Source organism: Paraburkholderia sediminicola (assembly GCF_046030555.1).
Lineage (GTDB): Bacteria > Pseudomonadota > Gammaproteobacteria > Burkholderiales > Burkholderiaceae > Paraburkholderia > Paraburkholderia sediminicola_E.
Genome location: NZ_JAQQCH010000003.1, coordinates 286149 through 310196, shown reverse-complemented (window position 1 = coordinate 310196; position 24048 = coordinate 286149). Strand labels below are relative to the sequence as shown.

18 protein-coding genes are annotated in these 24048 nt (G+C 61.5%); 14 read left to right on the top strand and 4 right to left on the bottom strand.

Annotated elements, in window-relative coordinates; genetic code table 11:
- The first annotated feature begins 124 nt into the window (after nucleotides 1-124).
- From PQQ52_RS07110 to PQQ52_RS07065, 10 genes are all read left to right on the top strand, one after another.
- Nucleotides 125-415 (top strand): H-NS histone family protein, encoded by a 291-nt coding sequence (locus tag PQQ52_RS07110; RefSeq protein ID WP_408208400.1) that lies wholly within the window; start codon nucleotides 125-127, stop codon nucleotides 413-415.
- 650 nt (nucleotides 416-1065) lie between these two features.
- Nucleotides 1066-1590: a formaldehyde-activating enzyme gene (gene fae, locus PQQ52_RS07105; protein ID WP_408208397.1), complete on the top strand. Its 525-nt coding sequence runs from the start codon at nucleotides 1066-1068 to the stop codon at nucleotides 1588-1590.
- A gap of 82 nt (nucleotides 1591-1672) precedes the next feature.
- Complete coding sequence (locus tag PQQ52_RS07100) at nucleotides 1673-2710, top strand: aldo/keto reductase (RefSeq protein WP_408208394.1); 1038 nt, start codon at nucleotides 1673-1675, stop codon at nucleotides 2708-2710.
- Nucleotides 2707-4146 carry an NAD-dependent succinate-semialdehyde dehydrogenase gene (locus PQQ52_RS07095; protein ID WP_408208392.1) on the top strand — a complete coding sequence of 480 codons (1440 nt, stop codon included), beginning with the start codon at nucleotides 2707-2709 and terminating at the stop codon, nucleotides 4144-4146. Before PQQ52_RS07100 ends, PQQ52_RS07095 begins: the two co-directional genes overlap by 4 nt.
- A 156-nt stretch (nucleotides 4147-4302) precedes the next feature.
- Complete coding sequence (locus PQQ52_RS07090) at nucleotides 4303-5691, top strand: MFS transporter (protein ID WP_408208389.1); 1389 nt, start codon at nucleotides 4303-4305, stop codon at nucleotides 5689-5691.
- A gap of 385 nt (nucleotides 5692-6076) precedes the next feature.
- Nucleotides 6077-6643: a fimbrial protein gene (locus PQQ52_RS07085; RefSeq protein WP_408208386.1), complete on the top strand. Its 567-nt coding sequence runs from the start codon at nucleotides 6077-6079 to the stop codon at nucleotides 6641-6643.
- A gap of 101 nt (nucleotides 6644-6744) precedes the next feature.
- Nucleotides 6745-7464, top strand: a complete 720-nt coding sequence (locus PQQ52_RS07080; protein WP_408208383.1) for a fimbria/pilus periplasmic chaperone — start codon at nucleotides 6745-6747, stop codon at nucleotides 7462-7464.
- Nucleotides 7465-7595: 131 nt separating this feature from the next.
- Nucleotides 7596-10307 (top strand): fimbria/pilus outer membrane usher protein, encoded by a 2712-nt coding sequence (locus PQQ52_RS07075; RefSeq protein WP_408208380.1) that lies wholly within the window; start codon nucleotides 7596-7598, stop codon nucleotides 10305-10307.
- Between the two features lie 339 nt (nucleotides 10308-10646).
- A complete protein-coding gene (locus PQQ52_RS07070) occupies nucleotides 10647-11429 on the top strand; it encodes a fimbrial protein (RefSeq protein WP_408208377.1) in 783 nt (260 codons plus the stop codon).
- Nucleotides 11430-11748: 319 nt separating this feature from the next.
- Complete coding sequence (locus PQQ52_RS07065; protein WP_408208374.1) at nucleotides 11749-13350, top strand: peptide chain release factor 3; 1602 nt, start codon at nucleotides 11749-11751, stop codon at nucleotides 13348-13350.
- A 127-nt stretch (nucleotides 13351-13477) separates the two neighbouring features.
- Here PQQ52_RS07065 and PQQ52_RS07060 read toward each other — a convergent pair whose 3' ends face one another.
- Together PQQ52_RS07060 and PQQ52_RS07055 are read right to left on the bottom strand one after the other, a co-directional pair.
- The gene (locus tag PQQ52_RS07060; RefSeq protein ID WP_408208371.1) at nucleotides 13478-14548 is read right to left on the bottom strand and encodes a fimbrial protein; all 1071 of its coding nucleotides are present in this window, start codon (nucleotides 14546-14548) and stop codon (nucleotides 13478-13480) included.
- A gap of 412 nt (nucleotides 14549-14960) precedes the next feature.
- Nucleotides 14961-15830: a LysR family transcriptional regulator gene (locus PQQ52_RS07055; protein ID WP_408208368.1), complete on the bottom strand. Its 870-nt coding sequence runs from the start codon at nucleotides 15828-15830 to the stop codon at nucleotides 14961-14963.
- 363 nt (nucleotides 15831-16193) lie between these two features.
- On the opposite strand from PQQ52_RS07055, the gene PQQ52_RS07050 reads away from it, so the two are divergent.
- The gene (locus tag PQQ52_RS07050; protein WP_408208366.1) at nucleotides 16194-18581 is read left to right on the top strand and encodes a bifunctional acetate--CoA ligase family protein/GNAT family N-acetyltransferase; all 2388 of its coding nucleotides are present in this window, start codon (nucleotides 16194-16196) and stop codon (nucleotides 18579-18581) included.
- Nucleotides 18582-18692: 111 nt separating this feature from the next.
- Here PQQ52_RS07050 and PQQ52_RS07045 read toward each other — a convergent pair whose 3' ends face one another.
- Nucleotides 18693-19238, bottom strand: a complete 546-nt coding sequence (locus PQQ52_RS07045) for a hypothetical protein (protein ID WP_408208363.1) — start codon at nucleotides 19236-19238, stop codon at nucleotides 18693-18695.
- Between the two features lie 76 nt (nucleotides 19239-19314).
- On the bottom strand, nucleotides 19315-20103 hold the full coding sequence (locus PQQ52_RS07040; protein WP_408208360.1) for an IclR family transcriptional regulator: 789 nt from the start codon (nucleotides 20101-20103) through the stop codon (nucleotides 19315-19317).
- A 314-nt stretch (nucleotides 20104-20417) separates the two neighbouring features.
- Between PQQ52_RS07040 and PQQ52_RS07035 the strand changes: the two genes are divergently transcribed.
- The 3 genes from PQQ52_RS07035 to PQQ52_RS07025 are packed head-to-tail and all read left to right on the top strand — an operon-like array spanning nucleotide 20418 to nucleotide 24032.
- Nucleotides 20418-21467 (top strand): sugar ABC transporter substrate-binding protein, encoded by a 1050-nt coding sequence (locus tag PQQ52_RS07035; protein WP_408208358.1) that lies wholly within the window; start codon nucleotides 20418-20420, stop codon nucleotides 21465-21467.
- The gene (locus tag PQQ52_RS07030; protein ID WP_408208355.1) at nucleotides 21464-22984 is read left to right on the top strand and encodes a sugar ABC transporter ATP-binding protein; all 1521 of its coding nucleotides are present in this window, start codon (nucleotides 21464-21466) and stop codon (nucleotides 22982-22984) included. The genes PQQ52_RS07035 and PQQ52_RS07030 overlap by 4 nt, the downstream gene beginning before the upstream one ends.
- The gene (locus PQQ52_RS07025; RefSeq protein WP_408208353.1) at nucleotides 22974-24032 is read left to right on the top strand and encodes an ABC transporter permease; all 1059 of its coding nucleotides are present in this window, start codon (nucleotides 22974-22976) and stop codon (nucleotides 24030-24032) included. Before PQQ52_RS07030 ends, PQQ52_RS07025 begins: the two co-directional genes overlap by 11 nt.
- Nucleotides 24033-24048 lie beyond the last annotated feature (16 nt).

Genomic DNA, 24048 nt, shown 5'->3' with positions numbered 1-24048 from the left:
TGTGCGGGCCACCCTGCGCGGGCCGCTCTATCCGGCACTTTATTCGTCTGATAGTGTGCGCGCACGGAGGCTTCCTCCGGAGCGTCCGCACTGCAGTTCGTCAAAATCGATCGGAGTACCCGCCATGGCCTCATACAAACAGTTGACTGCCCAGCTCGAAAAGCTCCACAAGGAAGTCGCGGTGGCGCGCGAAAAAGAAATCGCACAGGCGATCGCTGAGATCAAGCAGAAGGTCGCCGAATACGACCTCACGGCGGAAGAGCTGGGTTTCACGAGCAAACGTATAACGGCACGCAAAACGGCTTCAGTAGCCAAGTACCGTAACCCGAAAACCGGCGAGACCTGGAGCGGCCGCGGCCGCTCGCCTGGCTGGCTCGCTGGCAAGAATCGCGAGCGCTTTCTGATCGAAGTCTGAAGCCCTTTCGTGCATGGCGCTTGCACTCGCAACGCGCCGGGTTTTCCGAAGTGAAGTTGCGCCGGGTTTTTCTCGCACCGCTGAGCGGGTCCCGAAAACGCTCACCTTTCGCGTGAGCCTGCAACGCGCGTTGTGGATTTCTCGAACTGCCTCAAGCCAGGATTCGTTGTTTCGGTGAGCCTGGTTTTGTCGGATGACGCACCTTGCTGCGTGGCCACCTCTGCAGTCTCTCGCGGCCGCACGACCTTTCTTGAAACCCGCGCCCGCCTTTGCTGGCGGGCGTTCCCAGGCTATCCGAAGAATCGCGGAATCCGTCGGCCGGTTCTCACGCTGTCTTCTTCACAGACTTTGTCTGGCGGCTGAACGGCGCGCCGCGGGTGCGTGATCGGCCGTCGGGGTGGTCGCCTTTCACCACGATTCGAGCGACGCAATCGCGGGTCCCGAAAAGCCTCACCTTTGCGCCCGCCTGAATGCGTGACGCGATGCGCTACCTGATCGCCATCTAATCGTCACCTGAGCGCCGCGTAAGGCGCCCCGGGGGCAAACCCGGAGATGAGTTCGCCTCATACCCCGGATCAAAACTCATCGATACATGGTCGCGAAGACCGGACAGCACAATCGGTCATCCACTCACCCCCGACGGAAAGACCATGAGCGTATCGACGGACAAACAACTCTTTATCGGCGAAGGATTCGAAGGCCCCGGCGTCAACCTCGCGCACATCAACGTCCTCGTCGGCCCGCGCAACGGGCCAGCGGGTCAGGCCTTCGCCACTGCATTGGCGACGCCTTCCGCGGGACATGCGCCGTTCGTCGTGATCGCGCGGCCGGGTGTGCCGACCAAGCCGCTCACGCTGTACGTGAACAAGGCGCAGATCGGTAGCGACTTCCACGGCAACGCAACATGGGGCGCATCGCAGGCCGGCATCGCCAAGGCAGTGGCCGAGTCGCTCGAGAACGGCACGCTGCCCCCTGAAGCGGAAAACGATTGGGTGGTGGTGTCGGCGAACTGGGTCAATCCGGCCACCGACGATCTCGACGCCGTCTTCCAGAACAACTACCGCGCGTGCAAGAACGCGATCCTCGCGGCGATGAAGGGTCTGCCGCATCGCGATGAAGTGTTCGCCGCCGCGCGCGACGTATCGAATCCGTTCTACACCCCGAAACAACGTTAATCACGCGCAACGCGGTTCGCGCGCCATCGGGCCGGCGCAGCCGCTTGCTCAACTGGATACGATCAGGAAGGAGCCAAGCACTATGGAATACATTCGCCTCGGCCAATCGGGTCTGAAGGTTTCACGTCTGTGCCTCGGCACGATGAATATGGGCACGCCGCAATGGAAGCCGTGGATTTTCGACGAAGCGCAAAGCGAGCCGATTGTGCGTCACGCGCTGGAAGCCGGCGTCAATTTCATCGACCTCGCTGATTTCTATTCGACCGGCGTGGGTGAAGAAGTGGTGGGCCGTATTCTGAAACGCATCGCGCGCCGCGAGGAGATTGTCGTGACGACCAAGGTCGGCTACGACATGGGTGCATATCAGAACGCCGGCGGCCATTCACGCAAGCACATCATGGATGGCATCGACGCATCGCTCACACGGCTGGGGATGGATTACGTCGATATCTACATGCTGCATTTCTTCGACGTGAACACGCCGGTTGAGGAAACCATGGGCGTGCTGAACGATATCGTGTGCGCCGGCAAGGCTCGCTATATCGGCGTATCGACGATGTACACGTGGCAGTTCGCGAAGATCATGCAAGTGTGCGAACGCAACGGCTGGCATAAGCCGATCAACATGCAGTTGCAACTCAACCTTGCGTACCGCGAGGAGGAGCGCGAAATGATTCCGTACTGCCAGGATCGGGGTGTGGGCGTTTCCGTGTTCAGTCCGCTCGCTCGCGGGTTACTAACCTGCGATCAGAACTCGACGCGCAACCAGACCGATTTCTTCACCGCGCAAATGTACGGCGATATGGCATCGCACGAGATTGCCGCGTCGGTAGCACGCGTGGCAGCGCGGCGCGGCGTGTCGGCTGCGCAGATCGCGCAAGCTTGGGTGCTCAATCACGGTGGTGTCGCCAGCATGCTGGTCGGCGCGGACACGCCCGCGCAATTCGATAGCGCGCTCGCCGCACTCGGCACGAAGCTCAGCGCCGACGAGCTCTTCGAACTCGAGCGCAACTACACGCCGTGCGATCTGATCAACGACTACACCGCGGGCAAACGTATCGCACGCGAAGGGCGGCTCGCGCAAGGCACGTTCGTCGAGCACCTGGAGAAAGCGGCATGAATGCATTCCTCCGAACTGGACACTATATCGCCGGCGAATGGTACGAAAGCGCGAGTACATATCCCGTTCTGAATCCCGCGACAGGCGAGGTCATCGCCCGGGTCGCGAAGGGCGGCGCGGGGGAAACGACGCAAGCCGTTGCCGCCGCCGAGCGGGCTTTTCCGGCATGGCGCCGGTTGACCGCGAAGGAGCGCGGCGCACGCGTGAAGCGCTGGGGCGAGTTGATGCTGGAGAACCGCGACGCGCTTGCCGAGTTGCTGACCCTCGAACAAGGCAAGCCGTTGGCGGAAGCACGTGGCGAAGTCGGCTATGCGGCGAGCTTCTTCGAATGGTTCGCCGAGGAGGCCAAACGCAGTTATGGCGACGTGATCCCCAGCCCGAATCCGAATGCGAAGATCATCGTCACACGCGAACCGGTCGGCGTGGTCGCTGCCATCACGCCGTGGAATTTTCCGCTCGCGATGATCACGCGCAAGGCCGGTCCCGCGCTCGCGGCAGGCTGCACGATGGTGCTCAAGCCGTCGGAAGAAACACCGCTGTCCGCTTTTGCTTTGGCTGTGCTGGCGGAGAAGGCCGGCATTCCACCGGGCGTCTTCAACATCGTCTCCGGCGATGCTGTGGCGATCGGCGGCGCGCTGACAGAATCGGATGTGGTGCGCAAACTCTCGTTCACCGGATCGACGCGCGTCGGCAAGCTGCTCGCGAAGCAGTCGGCGCATACGTTGAAGAAGCTGTCGCTGGAGCTTGGCGGTAACGCGCCGTTTATCGTCTTCGATGACGCCGACATTGACGCCGCCGTGCAAGGCGCGATGGCGTCGAAGTTTCGCAACACCGGGCAGACCTGCGTGTGCGTGAACCGTTTCTACGTGCAGGACGGTGTCTATGATGCGTTCACCCTGGCACTGACCCGAGCCGTGCAAAAAATGCGGATTGGCAATGCATTGCAAGGTGAGGTCGAGCAAGGTCCGTTGATTAACCAGGCGGCGTTGAAGAAGGTCGAGACACACGTGGCCGATGCGTTGCAAAAAGGCGCGAAGGTGCTGACCGGAGGAAAACCGCATGCGCTCGGCGGCACGTTCTATGAGCCGACCGTGCTGGTTGATGCCTCGAAGTCGATGCTGATAGCGGAGGAAGAAACCTTCGGCCCGGTGGCGGCGTGTTTCCGCTTCAAGACTGAAGACGAAGCGATTGCCGCCGCCAACGACACACCGTTCGGTCTGTCCGCATATTTCTATACCCGCGATCTCGCCCGCGCATGGCGCGTCGCCGAAGCGCTCGAAAGCGGCATGGTCGGCATCAACGAAGGAATCTTGTCGACGGAAGTCGCGCCGTTCGGCGGTGTCAAACAATCGGGTCTCGGCCGCGAAGGCTCGAAGTACGGACTCGATGAATACACCGAGCTCAAGTACATGATGATGGGCGGCCTCGGCCGCTAGTCTTCACATCGAACGTTTATGCATCCGCCTCGCGCTGCACGGGCAAGAGGCGGACGAAGCAGCCCTGCATATCTAAAGCCGGCCGCCAGTCGGACGCGCATCGAATAGTCCGCACGTCGGTCACGCAGTGGCTGCCCACACAACGAAGGAGACAGCGTGAGCAATCAGGATATCCAGGCCGCCACTCTCGGCCTCGCCCCCACTTTGCCGTCCACCGCCGCGGCGGCTATGCGCGGCCCCATTTCTCTCGACGACGTTCCGCTGAACGCCTTTCACGTCAAGATCGCCGGGCTGACATTCGGCGCGCACTTTACGGAAGGTTTTGCGCTCGGCACGATCGGCTATGCACTTGCGTCGCTCAATCGCCAGATGCCACTCGACGCGTTCTGGATGGGCATGATCGGTAGCTCTGCGTTGATGGGTATCTTTATCGGCAGCCTCGTGTTCGGCTGGTTGTCCGACCGCTTGGGACGGCAAAAGATCTTTCTGATGAGCTTCCTCATCATCACCGCAGCCGCGTTTGCGCAGTTCTATGTGAGTTCACCGTTCGAGTTGTGTCTGCTGCGGGTGTTGATCGGCTTCGGTATGGGCGGTGATTTCGCTGTCGGACATGCGATCCTCGCTGAATTTTCCCCGCGCAAACATCGAGGGACATTGCTCGGGTCGTTCAGCGTGGTGTGGACCATTGGCTATGTGGTGGCGAACGTGCTCGGCATGCAATACGCCGATGCGTCGCCAGATGCATGGCGGTGGCTGCTTGCATCGGCGGGCGTTCCGGCGTTGATCGTGCTGGTGCTGCGCATGGGCACGCCTGAATCGCCGCGTTGGCTGCATGGCAAAGGACGCATCGCCGAAGCCAAGGCGATCGTGCTCAGGCATTTCGGTCCCGACGTAACACTGGATGGCGGTGACGGTGAACACGCTGCCCATGGGCATGCCGGCTTTGCACGCCTTTTCAGAAAGGACCTGCTTCGCAGGACGATCTTCAACTGCGCATTTTTTGTGTGCCTCGTGATTCCCTACTTCGCGATCTACACGTTCCTGCCCACGATTCTCAAGGCGATTCATCTGAACGACGGCTCGGGTGCGGACTTCCTGCTGAACGGCTTCCTTGTGCTCGGTGCGTTGATCGGCATCTGGCTCACGATCAAATTATCGCGCCGTGTGTTTCTGATCGGTTCGTTCGCGGTGACGTGCATGTCGCTGGTTGCGCTGAGTGTGCTGCCAGAATCGGCAACGCTCGCGATGATCGTCGCTTTCGCGATCTTCACGCTGACGATGTCGGCATTTTCGAACCTTGTCGGCGTGTTCCCACCCGAGTGCTTTCCGACCGAGGTGCGCGCATGCGGTGTAGGACTTGCCATTGCGTGTAGCCGTCTTGGTTCGGCTGTCGGCACGTTCCTGCTGCCGCTAGGTATCGTCCATCTAGGCTTCCACGCGACGATGATGGTGCTCGCAGCCGTCCTGCTGATCGGCATGGTGGTATCGATCGCCTGGGCGCCTGAAACGAAACACCTGACCTTGAACGAAGCGAGCGGCGCCTAAACCGCGCGAACGCTGCAAAGAAACCCGCCGCATCGGTAACGATGCGGCGGGTTTTTCAATTGTGGCGCGGAATCTCAGTCGAACCGCCTTCGCTCACGAATCTTTAGGAAAAGTCCTAATGACTTGCTCGCATGGGCGCGCGGCTGTCAGATTCTTGCTCATTTTATGCAGGACGACTCCTATCTAAATAGGAGTTGTCTGAGGTACTCCCGAATCTCGAAAACCTAACATTGGTTTGCGCCTGAACGAAAGGCCAATAGTTCGAAGCAAGACCGCCATTTTCCCGGCGTAGAACTTTGGAGCGCCCAGGGGCAAATGGCGGATCTCACTCAATATCGATTCGCCGTTGATTCAACAAATTTCCTAATTAACTGGAGCAGCAAACATGAAATCAATCCTCCCCGCAATCGCGATCGCAACCAGCGGTCTGTTGGGTCTCGCATCGTTCGGCGCCCACGCTGCGGACGGCACGATCTCGATCACCGGCACGTTGTCGAACACCACCTGCTCGATCAACGGCAAGGCATCGGGCACGGCTGCCGATATGTCAGTCACGTTGCCGACGGTTTCGGCTGGCGCGCTCTCGACGGCAGGCGCAGTTGCTGGTACGTCGGGCCCGACCGGTATCACGATGGCACTGACCGGCTGCACGGGCGCCGCAACCAAGGCAGTTGCCACCTTCGAAAACGGCTCGACGGTCGACCAGACCAACGGCTATCTGACGAACCAGGCTCTTTCGTCCCCCGCCACCAAAGTCGAAGTTCGCCTCCTTAACGCGTCGATGCAACCTATCAATATCGTGACCGGTTTGAACAACGATATCGCTGGCAACGGCGCGACGATCACCACCGGCAGCGCGAACCTGAACTATTTCGCGCAGTACTACGCAACGGGTAAAGCTACGGCTGGCCCCGTCAGCACGTCGGTTCAATACACGATGCAGTATCAGTAAGCGTTTGGCTGAGGCGTTCGCTCAGGCGAACGCCTTTTTTACGGCCTTATTTCAAGATTATTTTTAGAGGTGATGTGATGAAGTTGCTCGGAAAAATGACGATGGGAATCGGTTTTGCATGTGCGCTGCTTGCAGGCAGCGCACATGCAAGCGTGACGATCGGCGGTACGCGAGTGGTGTATCCGCTCGAGCAGCGCGAAGTCACGGTCAAGCTCGATAACGATAGCCACACGCCGTCGCTGGTACAGGTATGGATGGACGACGGCAACGCGAATGCAAAACCTGGCGAAGTCAAGGTGCCGTTTGTGATTACACCGCCGATCTTTCGTATGGACGCTTCGAAATCGCAGACCCTGCGCGTGATGTATAGCGGCGAAGCGCTGCCGCAGGATCGCGAATCGATCTACTGGCTCAACGTGCTGGATATCCCGCCGAAGGCCAACGCAGCGGCTGACGTCAGTTCGCTGCAAATGGCCTACCGCACCCGTATCAAGGTGTTCGTGCGTCCGGCGAAATTACCTGGCAAACCTGAAGACGCGCCGGCGCAGTTGACCTGGAAGGTTGCAGCGTCGAAGGATGGTAAAGGTCAGGCGGTGAGCGTATCGAATCCGACGCCGTACTACGTGTCGTTTAGCGAAGTCGATGTTCAAAGCGGTGGTCACACCTTCAAGAACGAAGAGGGCGGCATGGTCGCGCCGCGTGCGTCGGTGGTTTTGCCGGTCACAAAAATGAATGGTGTACCGGCAGGTGCAAAAGTCCACTACATCGCGATTAGCGATTACGGCGGCGCCATTGACGGCGACGCGACGCTCGGTCAATAGACCTCAGCAGCTTTCCGGTCGGGCGGCCGCCTTCCGCCCATTGCTCAACCTTCTCGACCACGGCGTGCGTTGCACAGGCAACGCACAAGGACAACGCACGCCTGTCGCAGACATTGGAAGTCAGTTAGATCATGAAACTTTCACCTCGTCATCAGTCGCATGCTCGCGCCAGTGAATTCTCTGGTTCGTTCGGCCTGAGCCCCGTGGCCGCAGTCGTCGTGTCGGCTTTCGCGGTGCTCGGCGGCGTCCAGTCGGCGAGCGTGAATGCAGCAGAAGCCGGCGACACCAGCGCAGCTGTCCAGTTCGACACAACGTTTCTGCGCACGGACCCGAAGCAAACCGTGGACGTCTCGCGCTTCGCTCGCGGCAACATGGTGCAGCCGGGTGTGTACTCCGTCGACCTCTGGGTCAACGACGTTCGTGTGGCGCGCCAGGATGTGCGCTTCGTGGCGACTCGCGACGGACAAAGCGCGCGTGCTTGCTTTAGTCGCCAAACGTTGGAAACACTCGGTGTCGATTTCGCCAAGGTTGGCGCGGCTATCGGCGCGAAGCTGCCGGAACATGCGGCTGCGGATGGAGCTGCAGTCAAAGACGCGCATGCCGCCCCGGCTTTAAGCGCTGACGCGACCGTCAGCAAGCAGTCCGGCGAAGCCGCCGGCGCTGCGGGCAACGCTGACGAATGCGTCGACCTTGCCGTGATGGTGCCGGGCGCGACCGTCGACTTCGACTTCTCCGAACAGAAGCTCACGCTGAGCGTGCCGCAGATCTACATGCGCAACGCCGCGCGCGGTTACGTGCCGCCTGACATGTGGCAAAACGGCGTGAACGCGGGCTTCGTGAGCTACAACGCGAATACCTATCACACGGCCGGCTCGGGCACGCAGTCGACGCAAAGCTATTTGGGCCTGAATGCCGGCGTGAACATTGGCGCGTGGCATTTCCGCCATCAATCGTCGGTGTCGCAGCAGACCGGGCAGGGCACGCATTTCGACAATATCGCGACCTATGTGCAGCACGACGTTGCCGCGCTGAAATCCCAGGTGACCGTGGGCGACGGGTCCACCACGGGCGACGTGCTCGACAGCGTGCAGTTCCGCGGCGCACAGATCGCCACCGACGACCGCATGTTGCCGGAATCGCTGCGCGGCTATGCGCCGGTGGTGCGCGGCACAGCGGAATCGAACGCGCGTGTCACGGTCCGTCAGAACAACCAGGTGATCTATGAAACCAGCGTGTCGCCGGGTCCGTTCGAAATCAACGATCTGTACGCGACCGGTTACGGTGGCAACCTCGACGTGACGGTGACCGAAGCGGACGGCCGCACCAAGTCATTTACGGTGCCGTTTGCTTCGGTTGCACAATCGCTGCGCCCCGGTACGACGCGGTTCTCGGTGACTGCCGGGCAATTGCGTAACGACTCGCTTGAAACGAAGCCGAACTTTGCGCAGTTCACGTTGCAACGCGGTCTCACGAATCTGGTGACGGCTTATGGCGGCGCTGTGACGGCGAATGGCTACGTTGCCGCTGATGTGGGCGCCGCGCTGAACACGAAATTCGGCGCGTTCTCCGCAGATGTGACCGCGGCACAAACCCAGGTGCCGAGCCAGAGCACGATGCGCGGCACGAGTTTGCGTATCGGCTATAGCAAGTTCATCGACTCGACTGACACCAATATTGCGGTTGCGGCCTACCGTTATTCGACCGCCGGCTTTCTGAGCCTCTCGGACGCGGCATCCGTGCGCGATCTGGCTATGCATGGCGGCGATACGAGTTCCGTTTATCGCCAGCGCAATCGCTTCCAGGTCACGGTCAACCAGAATCTGAAGGGTCATGGAACCGTGTTTCTGAGCGCGTCGTCGCAGCAGTACTGGAACCACGGTAGCGACACGTTCTATCAGGCCGGCTATACGAATAGCTTCAAGTACGGCACGTACAGCATTACCGCTGGACGAACCCGCAATGCGGACAACTCGATGTCCAACCAGTTCATGCTCAGCACGACGCTTCCGCTTGGCCACAGCCAGCATGCGCCGTTGATGTCGACCAATCTGACGAGCTCGGGTGGCAGCACCAACTTGCAAGCCAACATCAGCGGCTCACTTGGCGACGCGAACCAGTATTCGTACAACGCGTACGGCACGTATGGCAGCGCCAGTAGCGGCAGCTCCGCCAACACGGGCGTGAGCGGCGCCTGGCGCGCGCCTTATGCGCAGATGACGGCCTCGGCAAGCGGGGGCTCGGGTTCGAGCCAGGTGTCGGCGGGTATCAGTGGGACGGTCGTGGCCCATCCGGGCGGCGTGACGTTCTCGCAGACGGTTGGCGATACGTTCGGCATTGTCGAAGCACCGGGTGCAGCGGGCGCAAGCGTGAGCAGCGCGCCGGGCGTCAAGCTCAATAGCCGCGGCTATGCGGTGGTGCCTTACCTGACGCCTTACGGCATGAACACGGTCGACATCGACCCGAAGGGCACGTCGACCGACGTCGAATTCGAGTCGACTTCAGAGCAGGCGGTGCCGCGTCTCGGCTCGGTGGTGATGATCAAGTACAAGACGGTGAGCGGACGTGCGGCGCTGATTCGTGCGCCGCAGCTGGGCGACAAGGCGCTGCCGTTCGGCGCGGATGTGGTTGATGGCAATGGCCACAACGTTGGTGTCGTCGCACAGGACAGCCGGATTTTTGCGCGCGGGCTGGAGGATAAGGGCTCGTTGTTTGTGAAGTGGGGCGAGGCAGCTTCGCAAGAGTGCCGGATTGATTATGTGTTGCCGAAGTCGACAGGGAAGGCGGGAGCGGCGTATCTGTCAGTTGAAGGGCACTGCGTGGGTGGCTCAGAAGGTTCTAACTAAATAGCGTTCAACTGGAATTGGACGCTTTGCCGCAGGCGTGTTAAGCCGGCGCAATCTGTTAGCTCGGGTTTTAAAGAGGGAAGGAATTTTTCTCTGATGCGGTTCTGCGCACGCTCGATATTTGTGTTTTTCGCTGGTCTGATTTCGATGCCCGCGCATGCAAACTTGTCGTGTAATCCCGGACCACTCAATATGGTGTTGAGTGCCGGAACCATCTCCGTGCCTGTGAATGCCGCGGGGGGCTCAACGATAAAAACGGCGGCACCCGATGCATTCCAGTTCCTTTGCTTTATGCCTGGCAGCGGAGGCGTCCCGGCGTCCGCAACGTTGTATGGCGATTTGACAGTCACGGCAGCGCTGGCGCCAGGCTTCACCGATGTCTACCAAACCAATATTGCGGGTCTTGGCATCCGCTTCACGTTCAATTCAACGGACTGCGGGATCAGCAATCAGGTTCTCGCCAACGGTTCGACACGCTTGAACTGCCCATTTACCGGACCACTTGGGGGCCCGGCTACGCCTCTCAATCTCACGGTGACTTCCACGCTGATCGTCACTGGGACGATTTCTCCAGGTGCTTCGAATCTGTCGACAATCCCTGCTATTGGACTGACATTCAGGACGTCGGACGGCGGCAGCAGTTCTTGGGGCAAATCCCCGATCTATTCCGGCAGCGCGACAGGCACGCTCACCCACGCGACTTGTTCGGTCAGCCAGGCCGACATTCGCGTTCCGCTCGCCACCGCCGACACCCGGGCATTTGCTGGCGGCGCCGGGACCGTCTTTGCGCCGACGCCGTTTTCCTTGACCTTCGCCTGTAGCGCAGGCGCCAAGGTTCCCGTCACGCTGACTGACAACGTCAACCCTGCTAATCGCTCGAACACCTTGCAGATCACCGCCGACTCGTCGGCAACGGGCGTAGGGATTCAGGTGCTCAACGGTGCCGGCCCAGTTTCGTTTGGCGCCGATTCCGCGACACCGGGCAACGCCAATCAGTGGCTGATCGTTGACTCGCCGAACGGTCAACGGCAAGTTCCGCTGATTGCACGTTACATCAGCACGGGGCCGGTTACGGCGGGAACGGTCAAGGCACTTGCCACATTCACCATGTCCTATCAGTAACGCCGGAAAGGGAGGCGAGCCGCCGCCCTCCGTGCCTGCGCTGGTTCCGCCGGTCCGTCCCGCGCCCCAAGCCGGAAGCGGTTTTCCTTCGCCCACCCCCATGACGTGTATCATTCGTTCCCTGCGCTGTTCTGCGCTGGCGATTCCCGTATTGTCGAACGCTCGTTCGTAACCTGGTTCCGACGCGGTCGAGTTGCCATTGTGACGAGGGTTCCTGACCCGACTCCCGCAGCTCGACGCCGCCGCGCAAGGCGTGGCAGACCGGCAGCGACAAGCAGCCGAACACCGCCCGAACCCCTATCCGTGACCGCCAGACCCGATGTCAGTCTCTGAACTTAAACGCCGCCGCACGTTCGCGGTCATTTCCCACCCGGACGCGGGCAAGACTACGCTTACTGAAAAGCTGCTGCTGTTCTCGGGCGCGATCCAGATCGCCGGCACCGTGAAGGGCCGCAAGAGCAACCGCTACGCGACGTCCGACTGGATGGAGATCGAAAAGCAGCGTGGCATTTCCGTCGCCAGCTCGGTCATGCAGTTCGAATACGGCGACGCCGTGATCAACCTGCTCGACACCCCGGGCCACGAAGACTTCTCCGAAGATACCTATCGTGTACTGACCGCGGTCGATGCCGCCGTGATGGTGATCGACGGCGCGAACGGCGTCGAAGCGCAAACGCTGAAGCTGCTCGAGGTCTGCCGTAGCCGCAAGACACCGATCGTCACCTTCATCAACAAGCTCGACCGCGAAGTGCGCGAGCCGCTCGAACTGCTCGACGAGATCGAACAGCACCTTGGCGTGGCCGCTGTGCCATTCACGTGGCCTATCGGTATGGGCAAGGATTTCCAGGGCGTGTATGACATCCAGCGCGACCAGGTGCGCCTGTTCCGCGCCGGGCAGGATAAGGCGGGCGGCGAGGTCGAAACCATACATGCACTCAGCGACGAAGAAGGCGAGCGCCGCTTCGGGCATGCCTGGGTCAAGGCGAAAGAAGAGATCGATCTGATCACCGGTGCGTCGCCGGATTTCGATCGCGAGCAATTCCTTGCCGGTCAGCAATCGCCGGTATTGTTCGGCTCGGCGATCAACAACTTCGGCGTGAAGGAAATTCTCGACGCGCTGGTCGATCTGGCGCCGCCGCCGTCTATGCGCATGACCGTTCAACGTCCCGTGCTGCCGGACGAGCCGAAGTTCACCGGCGTCGTGTTCAAGGTGCAGGCGAACATGGACCTGGCGCACCGCGACCGCGTGGCATTCATTCGCGTGTGTTCGGGGCATTTCGAACGCGGCATGGCCGTGAAGGTGACGCGCACGAACAAGACGTTCCGCGCGAATAACGTGGTGACGTTCCTGTCGCAGCGCCGCGAGACGGTTAGCGAAGCGTATCCGGGCGACATCATCGGTATCCCGAATCACGGCACCTTGAGTCTCGGCGATACGCTGACTGAAGGCGAGCAGCTGCAGTTCGTCGGCTTGCCGTTCTTCGCGCCGGAAATTTTCCAGACCGTGGAAGTGGTCGATCCGATGCGCGCGAAGCAACTCGGCGAAGCGCTGAAGCAGCTCGGCGAGGAAGGTGCGATTCAGGTGTTCCGTCCGGAAGTCGGCGGCTTGATGATTCTTGGCGCAGTGGGGCAGCTGCAGTTCGAGGTGGTGTCACATCGCTTGTCGACGGAATATAAGGTCGACGTGCGGATGGCGCCAGCGCGCTATCGGATGTCACGCTGGGTGACGTGTGATGATGCTGCCGAATTGCGCCGTTTCACCGATTCGTACGCCGCGCGGATCGCGCTCGATGCATCGGATGCGCCGACATATCTGGCGTCGCACGTGTCAGAGATTGAAGTTGCGCAGAAGGCGTGGCCGAAGATCGTCTTTAACGAACTGCGTGAGCATTCGGGCGCGCCGTTCAAGAAATCGATGTAATCAGGTATCCGCGCCAGCACGCCAAGGCTGACCGTTCACGTAAGAAGGCCCCGTCGATGAGTGACGGGGCTTTTTTATGTGCGGGGTTATCGTGCCCGCGTACCGTTGTGCCATGTGAGCGACGGTCCTATTGATACGACATCGTGAAAGTAGCCAATCCTTTCACGGTGCCGCCAGCCAATGGGCCTGCTGCCCGTACGTACTGGGCGGTAAGCGGGATATTCATCGAACCGCCGGCCGCCGTGCCAGCCAACCATTGGTTCGTGTTACCCGCGGCCGCAGAATCGGGTCCATAGGCGATCGGTGTCGAGCCGTTAAGGATCTGCAGAGCCACGCCTGTCGCAGTCGAATCTGGCGCGAGACTCAGCGTGGTCGATCTATTGGAAATATCCGATGCGTCGGTGAGCGTCACATTGACTTTGGCACCCTTCGGACACGTAACGCCAAGGTTGAACGGGGTCGCGCCAGTTGAGCCCGAGTTCAGTTTGCCCACATATGCAGGCGGTAGTTTCACGGCGACGGAGGACGTCGTTACGCTGCAGGACTGAGAAGCCATTGTCGCCGTCACCGCGAGATTGGCTGCGGGTAGCGTACTCGTGCCATCCTCCGTCGCAACTGTCAACCAAGGTCCCACGTTATAGACCAATGAGCCGCTGTCGCCGATCGGGCCAGTTGCCACGAGTTCGACCTTCACTTGCAAAGAGCCCGTTCCGTAGTTGGCTCCAGAGCCTCCCGGGACGGTAAAGGTCCATGAATTCGGCGTTAGGGTCGGCGTCGTGGGCGTGGTGTAATAGATGCCACTGGACCATATATATACGCGAATGCCGATGCCGGAAATATTGGTTGGGTAAATGCTTGCCGTTCCGACACCTGACATCGCGAAAGACATAGTGCTGGCCACATTGCTTCCGCACATAAAGCCTTGGTGCCCGACGATGCTGTCGTACGTCCCTTGCCTTGTGGCAATCACGGTTCCGGGCGCGACATTTGCGGGCACCGTGACGCCACCCAAATTAATAGATGCTGTCCCGAAGCTCCCACCGGAGAACGAACAGGCCGCGTTAGCTGAACCTATCGTACACGCACCAAGTACACACGCGACGATTGTCAGAATGCGTCGTACGCTCGCTGGACTTTTCCAGCTTCTAAATATGTCGAAAAACGTTTCTGAGCGAAATATATTGAATAACCTGTTCATGATGAATCACCTTGGACGCCGCCCCGCGAAGGATGGCGAGCTTTTGGGATTGGACGTGTCGTCATGGATCCGTTGAGTGGGTTGCCGTGCGGAATTAGCCCTTCAAGCTATCGCGGATAGAGAGAACACCGCTAACGGTGGTGACGACTATCGGACCGCATTGGCACTGTTCATATGTTCGCTGAACGGCATCTCATAAAAAATCGGAATATTCTTAAATGCGTCGGAATATTCCTACGCGCGCGGCGTGAGAACCGGATGCGAGGGCGCCGCGTTGTTACTGTGGATTGCGTTTCGGAAGGGCAACATGCAGACAGAATACTTTTCGCAAACGCGGGTAGCGGCGCGTTCCCAGGTATGCGGGCAAGGCGTTGCGTGCGAAGCCCGTATCTTTGATGCGGATCGCGTCGAGTCACTCCATCTTCAAAACCTCTTCCCGCATCCAGCTAGCAAACGCTTGCACATGCTCAAGCGCCGCGTGGCGTTGCGCCACGTCGAGCCAGTAACCGAAGGGCCCGGTTACTTCGATATCGGAAAACTGCGCAAGACTCTCGTCCGCGAGTTCCTCGACGATCATGTTCCGATCGACCACCGCCAACCCCGCGCCCTTACGTGCAGCGCGGATCGCTTGCTCCAAAGTCGAGAACTCAATGCCGTTTTCCGCGTAACGCGCGGGCAGGCCTGCCCGCGCCAGCCAGTTCGGCCACAGGTCGAGCCGGGCGTCGTCGTGTAGCACGTGCAGCGCGGGCATATGCTCAAGCAGCATGTCGAGCGGTTCGCCGAGCAGACGCGGCGCACCGACCAGCACATGGCGCTCGATCATCAGTAATTCGGAATGCGCGTCCGGCAGTGCGCCACGGCCGAAGCGGATGTTGCAGTGACAGTCTTCCGTGACTGAGGTACGAACGGAAAGCTCGACGTCGGGTAATTCATCAGCCAGCGAGCCGAGCCGCGGCGAGAACCATTGCGAGGCGAACGTGGGCGGCACGGCGAGCATGAGGCGTCGCCGGCCTTTGGCAGCAGTGATTTGACGGAAGCCGCGTTCGATGGTGTCGAATGCATCGGAGAGGCAAGGCAGGAATTGCAGACCTGCAGGCGTCAAACGAATACCCTTGTGATCGCGCTCGAACAGCTTCTCGCCGAGCGATTCCTCGAGCAACTTGATCTGCCGGCTCACCGCGCCTTGCGTCACGCACAGCGCGATGGCGGCGCGATTGAAACTCATGTGACGGGCCGTCTCTTCGAAGAAGCGCAACGCGATCAGCGATGGCAAGCGCCGCATAAATCACCTTCTCTCTCTTTGGGTCATCCGCACAGGTCGGCTGGTGTCGGGCCAGCGTCGCAACGGAGTGTATGTTCGTGCCGCGCGTTGTCTCCGACGCGCTCTGCAGGCTTTCAACTAGCCAGTGAATTTCCGTGCAGATGGTGCCGTTCGGCATCCCAAGGATTGTCGCATTTCGGCGTGGTTTTTTGCTTGAGTGCGCTAAAAAAATTCCGGTGCGCGCTGGTGCCGATCCAGTGCAATCTCACGCATGTGACATCGGCCAATCGTCCGCAAGGTCCGCGCAAGCCCTCGACTTCGCCTATCCTGACGAGGACGCGCGCCTCGCTGTCGCGGTGCGCCTTTCCAATCTGCGGAGCGCCCGTGACCGTTCGCAATCTCGACGCCTTGTTCCGACCCAAATCCGTCGCCGTGATTGGCGCTTCTGAGCGGCCGGGCAGCACCGGCGCGATGGTGTGGGCGCGCGTGCTGGAAGGCGGCTTCAACGGGCCTGTCTGGCCGGTCAATCCTAAATACGAAACGCTCGGTGGCTACGCGGTGATTCGCGATGCCGGCGATCTGCCGGAGGCGCCTACTGTGGCGGTGATCTGCACGCCGCCGGATACCTGGCCTGGCATTATTCATAAACTGGGTGGCTTGGGCACGCGCGCGGCGATCATCGTTGGCGAAGTGCGTAGCGATGAGGACCGGCTTGCGTTGCGGCATGCGTTGTCGGCGGCGCGGCCGCATCTGCTGCGCATTGTCGGGCCGGGCAGTCTGGGTGTCGTGTCGCCAGCGCTGCACGCGCATTTCGGCGCGCCGTCGTGCACGGTGAAGGCTGGCGGCGTGGCGTGGGTGTCGCAGTCGAATGCGCTGACGAACGCGGTGCTCGGTTGGGCGCATGCGCGCGGTCTCGGCTTTTCGCACGCGGTAGCACTGGGCGGCGAGGCTGACGTCGATGCTGGCGACGTGCTCGACTATCTGGCAAGTGACCCCGGCACGCGCGCGATCCTGCTCGAACTGGATACGGTGCGCGCGGCGCGCAAGTTCATGTCGGCGGCGCGGGCAGCGGCACGTAACAAACCGGTGCTGGCGTTGCGCTCGGGTCGCGCCGATCCTGCCGACGGGCTTTACACCGCCGCGTTCCGTCGCGCGGGCATGGTGCGCGTGGATGCGCTCGACGATCTGCTCGATGAAATCGAAACGCTCGGCGTAGGTCGCGTCGCGGCGGGCGCGACGGCGACGCTGATCACCAGCGACCGCGGCCTCGCCACGCTCGCCTGCGACGCCTTCGCCGCGGCCGGCGACACCCTTGCGCCGTGGCCCGCCGAAGCCGACGCAGCGCTAACCGAAGCATTGCCGCACGCGGTCGGCGGCAACCCGCTGCAACTCGGCGACGACGCCCGTCCCGAGCATTTCGGCACCGCGCTCAAGATACTCGCCGAGCATCGCAGCACCGGCACGGCCTTCGTGGTCCATGCGTCGACGCATGGCGCGCCGGTCGGCGAGGTGGCGCAGGCGTTGATCGCGAATCAGCGCTTCGCGTATCGCGGTCTGCTCGCGTGTTTCTTCGGCGGCGTGGATGCGGCGACGCGCGACGCACTGCACGCGCAGGGCATTCCGGTTCACCCGACGCCGCAGCGGCTCGCGCGCGCCTTCGCCCGCCTGGTCGACTACCGGATGGGACGTGAATTGCTGATGCAGACGCCGGAAGGTTTGCCGGCGCAGATCCCCGAAGCGATCGACGCGGCCCAGGCGCAAGCGCGCGCCGCACTGGCTGCAGGTGAGCACCAACTAACTGGCGAAGCGGCAGCGCGGTTTCTTGAGCGTTTTGGGCTGCGTGTCGAGCCGCAAGCGCCTCAAAAACCCGTCGTCGACATCGCCGTCGAGCTTCACGACGACGACAACTTCGGCCCTGTCTTCCGCTTCATCGCGCCGTCGGCGGATGGCGTGTCCGATCCACTACGTGTCTACGGTCTGCCGCCGCTCAATCCGATGCTCGCGCGCGACATCGTCACGCGCTCGCGGTATGCGCGGCTGATCGAGCCGGAGCCGGCGCTGGCCGCACTGACGGCGTTGTCGCAGGCCGTCTGCGACGTCAAGGAAATCGTCGGTCTCACGCTGACGCTGCGGGTGTTCAGCGATCACGTGGTGGTGGTCGAGCCGACCCTCAAAGTCGCATCGACGCGCAGCCGTCTCGCGATCGTGCCCTATCCGCGCCGCTTCGAAGAGACGCTCGACTGGCAGGGCCTACGTGTGACGGTCCGGCCGATCCGCCCGGAAGACGAAGCCGCGCATCACGATTTCGTCGAAGCGATGACGCCGGAAGATTTACGCCTGCGGTTTTTTGGTGCGGTCGGCAGCTTCGACCACTCGCAACTCGCGCGGATGACGCAGATCGACTACGACCGCGAAATGGCGCTGATCGCGACGGTAACGAGCGAAGAGGGTTTTACGCGCACCCTCGGTGTGGTGCGCGCGGTGGCGGATCCGGACAACGAGACGGCCGAATTTGCGGTCGCGATTCGCTCGGACCAGAAAGGCCGGCACCTCGGACAATTGCTGATGGACCGGATCATCAAATACGCGCGGGCGCGCGGCATCCATTGGCTGGTCGGCGAGGCGTTGCGCGAAAACACCCCGATGATCGGGCTGGCCAGATCTTGCGGCTTCACCATTACGCCGACGGAAGATCCGGGCGTGGTCGGCTTCAGGATGGCGCTGGATGATTCGACGCAAGAAAGCGCGGAGGCGGTGACAGGAAGGAAATGAGGACAACAGGAATGACGCAACGCCCGCCGCTGCTGGTCTGAGCGGTGGCCGTTGATACAAAGGCCACCGCGAGGGAAAAGCGGTGGCTTTTTTATGCAAGCGCTGTCGCGCTTAAGCCGGCAGCTTGGCCAAAGCCTCGTCGACTTGTGTACGGGTGACGGCCAGTTCGTCCAGCAACGCTTCAGCGTAGACAGCGCCGGTCTCGCGTTCCAGACGCGCAATCGTGGCTGCGCAACGGTTTGTGTCCTTCAGCGTCGCGATGAACGGCTTCACCGACTCGCCCGCCTTGAAGGCGTCGAACAGCGGCACGCGGATGTCGTCCGGCAGCGGACGCGCCGTCCATTGATACGGCTTGCCGTTGAACGTGAACTGCGGCGGCAGCACGCGCTCTTTCTTCGCCGCCGGAATCAGGCCGAAGGTGCGTGCGGCGTCGCCGATCTGCTCGGCCGAAAACAGCTCGTCCGGGCTGATGTCGAATTGCTGAATGAAGGTCTCGATGCTTTGCATCGCCGCGGCGCGGTCGTCGCGGCGCTTTTGCGCATGAGCGACGATGTCGCGCAGTTCGTCGGCTTCTTCAGGCGTAATCGTGAAGCTCGACTGCTTCTGCTGGAGTTCGGAAAAACGCAGGAATTCGGAATCGGTCAGAAGTTTCGCCATTGCTTTTCGATGGGCGCGCATGAGGGGTCCCATGCGGCGTGATTTTTGAAAGGGTCGCCATTCTAAACCATGCGCGTTAAACGGCCTCTTCCCGAAACATCGATAGCGCCTGCACCGTCTCGCGCAGCAGCGCCGTCGCCGCCCCCAACGTCGGCGCAACGTATTCATCGATACGTTTCAAGTAAGGGCAAGTAAGCACCGCGATCGCCTGGCCTGACGGCCCCTGAATTGGGAACGTGACGTCGGTCACGCCGAACGTCTGCTGACTGTCCTTCTGTGAAAAACCCGCCGCGCGAATCCGCTCGCACGCCTGTTCCAGCGCATCGCGATCGATCGTGACTTCGCCCTTCACCTTGGTGTGTTCGGCCAGCATCTGGTCACGCTGCTCGACGCTCTGAAACGCGAGCATCACGCGGCCCGAACCCGTATCGATCAGGCCGACCCGCGACCCGAGCCGTACCGACATCCCCCACGTGCCCGGGCCGTCCACCTGCGCGATCACCAGCAGATTGCCGCGGTCGTACACCACGAGGTGACACGATTGCTCGGCCGCGTCGGCAAAGCGCTGCATCAGCGGCAGCGCTTCGGAGATCAGACGGTTCATCGGCGGATGACGGTGCGCGAGCGCATACAGCTTCAGGCTCAGCGAATACCGGTCGCCCGCCGCCGAGCGCACCACGTATTGCCGCGCGACCAGTCGTTCCAGCATCCGGTACATCTCGCTCGCGTTGCGTCCCAGCAGCTTGGTGATTTCGGCGCGCGTCAGCCCGTCTTTCTGCTCGGCGAGCAGTTCGAGGATGTCGAGGCCCTTGTCCAGCGCGGGGGCGCGGTAACGGTCAGCGTCGTCTTTGTCTTCTGCGTCCATCGTGAGCGAGGTTCCGTGTGCTTTTCTCATTATCTGGCGAGTGAGTGTACGTGTAGGACGATTCTCGTGCGAGGCGACGCGGGTCCAGGGGAAACACTGACGCATGGTGCAGTGCACATTGCTTGACTTCAAAAAGTCCGTATATGAATAATACGTTCATTGGTGAATGAACGCACGCCAATACTTCATAAGAAAGCGCAGGACGAAGTGCTCGCCACTCATGGCCGGTTCACGCAGTTCAACAACGCAATACTTTGTATGGGGCCGGACTAAGCGCTAAAGCGCTAACTCCGGACCGACATAGGAGACAACCCATGACGTTCGCAAAAGGGCCGCACGCGGCTCGCCGTATGTTCCGGAGTTCGTTGTTCGCCGTCGCGGCGACAACTTGTGTAGCCGGCCTCGCTGTCAGCGGTACCGCCCAAGCCGCCGACGCCGGCAAGATCGGTCTCGATTTGCCGCTGCTCACGTCGCCGTTCTGGCAGTCGTACAACAACTATCTGCCCAAGTACGCGAAGGACATGGGACTGGATATCCTCGCGCCGGTCAATTCGAACGGCGACCCCGTCCAGCAGATTACCGACATGAATAACCTGCTGAACCTCGGCTCCAAGGGCATCGTGGTCGGCCCGCTGGATTCGGCGGCGATCAGCCGCGCGCTGGATGCGGCCGCGGCGAAGAACGTGCCGGTAGTCGCCGTCGACGTCGCACCGACGCAAGGCAAGGTGGCGATGGTGGTGCGCGCCGACAATCGCGCGTACGGCGAGAAGGCGTGCAAGTACATTGGCGATCACGTGAAGTCGGGCAAGGTTGTGCAGATCATGGGCGACCTCGCCTCGGTGAATGGGCGCGACCGGTCCGAAGCGTTCCGCTCGTGCATGAAGGGCTATCCGGGTTTGTCGGTGCTGGAGATTCCGGCGGGCTGGAAGGGCGATGTCGCGGCCACCGCGCTTGATAGTCTGCTCACCGCCAATCCCGACGTGAAGGGCATCTACATGCAGGCGGGCGGCGTTTATCTGTCGCCGACGCTGCAAACGCTGCGCCGCAAGCAGATGCTGTTTCCGGCCGGCAATGCGAAGCATGTCGTGATCGTCAGCAACGATGGCATTCCGCAGGAATTCGAGGCGATCCGTCGCGGCGATATCGATGCGACCGTCTCGCAACCCGCTGATTCGTACGCGAAATACGGCCTGTTCTATATCAAGGCGGCGCTCGCCGGACAAACCTTCAAACCGGGCCCGACCGATCACGGCAGCAACATCATCCAGCTCGCACCTGGCCTGCTTGAAGACCAACTGCCCGCACCGCTCGTGACGAAGGCGAATGTCGACGACAAAGCGTTGTGGGGAAACACGGTTAAATGAGCGAGCCGACGCCCTCCGTACCGGTCGTCGAAGCGCTTGAGGTTACCAAGCGCTTCGGCTCGACGGCCGCGCTGAAAGACGTGAGTATCCGCGTGATGCCTGGCGAGTCACATGCGCTCGTCGGGCGCAACGGTGCGGGAAAATCGACGCTGGTGTCGATCCTCACCGGCCTGCGCAAGGCCGATACCGGCGAGGTGCGTTTCAGCGGCGCGGCCGCGCCGTCGATCGCGGATCGCGACGCGTGGCGCGAGCGCGTCGCCTGCGTTTATCAGCATTCCACGATCATCCGCGATCTCTCCGTCGCGGAGAATCTGTTCATCAACCGGCAGCCGTCACGCGGCGGCGTGATCGATTGGCGCGCCATGCGCCGTGACGCACGTGCCTTGCTCGATCATTGGAAGATCGACGTACGCGAAGACGCGCGCGCCGGCGATCTGAGCGTGGAAGCACGGCAACTCGTGGAGATTGCACGGGCGCTGTCGTACGGCGCACGCTTCATCATCCTCGATGAACCGACCGCGCAGCTCGATGGCGACGAGATCAAGCGCCTGTTCCGCCGCATCAGCGAGTTGCAGCGCGAAGGCGTGACGTTCCTCTTTATTTCTCATCACCTGCAGGAAGTCTATGAAATCTGCCAGGCGGTGACGGTGCTGCGCGACGCGCGGCATATCATCAGCGCGCCGGTTTCCGCGTTACCACGCGAGCAACTGATCGAAGCGATGACCGGCGAGCGCGGTGGTCTTGCCGTCGCCGATGCGGCGGCGCGCGATGCGTTGTCCGCGGACACTGCCATCGCACTGGAAGTCAAAGATCTGGCCGGTTCCGATTACGAAGGCGTGTCGTTTACGGTGAAGCGCGGCGAAGTGGTCGGGCTGACCGGCGCGACGAGTAGCGGCCGCACGAGCGTGGCCGAAGCGATTGCCGGTTTGCGCGCGGCGAAGAGCGGCGCGGTCAGCGTGGACGGCGTGAAGCTGCCCCCAGGTGACGTGCCGGCGGCGCTGGCGCACGGCATTGGCTGCGTGCCGAAGGATCGCCATCATGAAGGACTGGTGCTGACGCAGTCCGTTGCCGAAAACGCCTCGATGACGATCACGCGCCTGCTCGGCAAATTCGGCATTGCACCACCGGCGAAGAAAAATGCCTTCGGCCAGAAGATGATCGACGCGCTCGGCATCGTTGCGCAAGGTCCCGAGCACATTGTTTCGGGACTGTCGGGTGGCAATCAGCAGAAGGTCGTGATGGCGCGCGCGCTCGCCACCGACCCCAACGTGCTCGTGCTGATCGATCCTACGGCGGGCGTCGACGTGAAATCGAAAGAAGCGTTGCTGTCGGTTGTGGATCGTGTGCGTGAAGACGGCAAAGCCGTGCTGGTCGTATCCGGCGAACTCGACGATCTGCGCACCTGTGACCGCGTGCTGGTCATGTTCCGTGGCCGTGTCGCGGCCGAATTTCCCGCAGGTTGGCAAGACCATGACCTGATCGCATCCGTTGAAGGAGTCAGTCTCCATGAAGAATAGTGTGCCCAGCCCTGCATTCAGCACCGCGCAAGGTCAGGCGCAGACGCCGCAGCCCGCTGCCCAGGCGACGCGCGGCAAACGCGCGCGAACTGAGCTCGCGCGGCTGCGTGATCTGGCGCTGCTGCCCGCGCTCGCGTTGCTGATCGTGATCGGCGCGTTTGTCAGTCCAAGCTTTCTGACGAAGGCGAATCTGATCAGTGTGTTGGGTGCCTCCGCGGCATTGGCGTTGGTCGTGCTCGCCGAATCGCTGATCGTATTGACCGGCAAGTTCGATCTGTCGCTCGAATCGACAGTAGGCATTGCGCCCGCCGTTGGCGCGATGCTGGTGATGCCGGCGGCGTCCGCGGGTTTCGGGACGCAATGGCCGGCGGCGGTAGGCTTGCTTGCGATCGTCGTGGTCGGCGCGGTGATCGGCTTCGTGAATGGTTTCCTGGTGGTGCGTCTGCGGCTGAACGCATTCATCGTCACGCTGGCGATGCTGATCGTGTTGCGCGGCATGCTGGTCGGCGCGACCAAAGGCGGCACGCTGTTCGATATGCCGCCGTCGTTCTTCGCGCTCGCTACTACCATCGTGTTCGGCTTGCCCTTGTCCGTGTGGCTCGCGGCGGCGGCATTCGCGATCGCCGCGTTCATGCTGCGCTATCACCGTCTGGGCCGTGCGTTATACGCGATTGGCGGCAATCCGGAAGCAGCGCGCGCGGCGGGGATTCGCGTCGAGCGCATTACGTGGGGCGTATTCGTGCTCGGCAGCATGCTGGCCTCGGTGGGCGGTTTGATCGTGACCGGGTACGTTGGCGCGATCAACGCGAACCAGGGCAACGGGATGATTTTTACGGTGTTCGCGGCGGCGGTGATCGGCGGCATTTCGCTCGACGGCGGCAAGGGCACGATGCTCGGCGCGCTCTCCGGTGTGCTGCTGCTCGGTGTCGTGCAGAACCTGCTGACGCTTGCCCAGGTGCCGTCGTTCTGGATTCAGGCGATCTATGGCGCGATCATCCTCGGCTCGCTGATGGTGGCACGGCTCGCCAGCGGCGAAGGCCAGAACTAATGCGTACGCATCACGG